This window comes from Enterobacter cloacae complex sp. P13B, from assembly GCF_014895915.1.
GTDB lineage: Bacteria > Pseudomonadota > Gammaproteobacteria > Enterobacterales > Enterobacteriaceae > Enterobacter > Enterobacter bugandensis.
In genome coordinates this window covers 1-962 of record NZ_JADBQN010000121.1, presented here as the reverse complement: position 1 = coordinate 962, position 962 = coordinate 1, and the positions used below count along the sequence as shown (strand labels likewise).

General features: G+C 38.3%; 1 protein-coding gene and 1 pseudogene. Both read left to right on the top strand.

From position 1 onward, the window contains the following. Nucleotides 1-270: pseudogene (locus IM273_RS22220) on the top strand (hypothetical protein); the annotation flags it as partial. Nucleotides 271-292: 22 nt separating this feature from the next. After that, on the top strand, nucleotides 293-962 hold a 670-nt coding region (locus IM273_RS22215), incomplete at its 3' end, for a phage terminase large subunit family protein (RefSeq protein WP_226857986.1).

Genomic DNA, 962 nt, shown 5'->3' with positions numbered 1-962 from the left:
GCCTATCTATATAAATTAAAAACCACTATTCGTTCACTACCCAATAAATTTTACCTAGAACTATTCGCAATGGATAACGCGAAGGATTTACGCGACCGCCTGAAAGACATAATAGATTCAACACTAACAGAACTCGGAGAAATGGAATTCGAGCTACCTGATGATATGGATATCTTAGAAAATGAAGAAATCGAACAAGACGAAATTAACGACACTACTCAAGAAAGTACTACCGACGATCAAGCCACCACTAAAACAGAAAACGAGTGATTGGATTAAAGCTGGTGGAGTAATGAAACTAATCGACGGTCCTGGAATGGGGCTTGACTATTCCCCCTGGAATTTTCAGTGCTTGCCAATGGATATAGCACAGGAGCGTAGTACTAAGAAAGTGGTTATTCAGGCATGTAGTCAACTGCTCAAGACGCAGGTTATGACCGCAATAGCATTAAACAAAATGGCAAATGATCCGGCTAACTTTGCTTTTGCATCCAGTAGTGAAGATGACATTAAAAAGTTTAAGCAGGGTAAGTTTATGCCCGTAGTAGAAACTTCACCAGTACTATCAAAACTAATCACAAGTAAATCAGATAAAAACGCCGCTAACAATGCCAAGCAGACAGAACTACGCAATGGTACGTTTATCTACTGGCTTAATATGAATACTCCAAAAGATCTACGTGGCGTTACATGTTCAACAGTACTACTTGATGAAGTAAGTAACTTGGTAATAGGTGAACAGGGCAACCCAATCAAACTTGCAGAGGGACGTACTTCAACATTTGGTGAAGATGCATTAACAGTAGTAGCCAGTACACCACTGTTTAAGAATGATCTAATCAATAGTGAATTCAATCTATCTGATAAACGTTACTGGTTCGTAACACATGATTGTGGTCATGAATATAAATTTGAATGGGAACAAGTAACATTTGAATTTAAACAATTAGAGAATGGTAGAG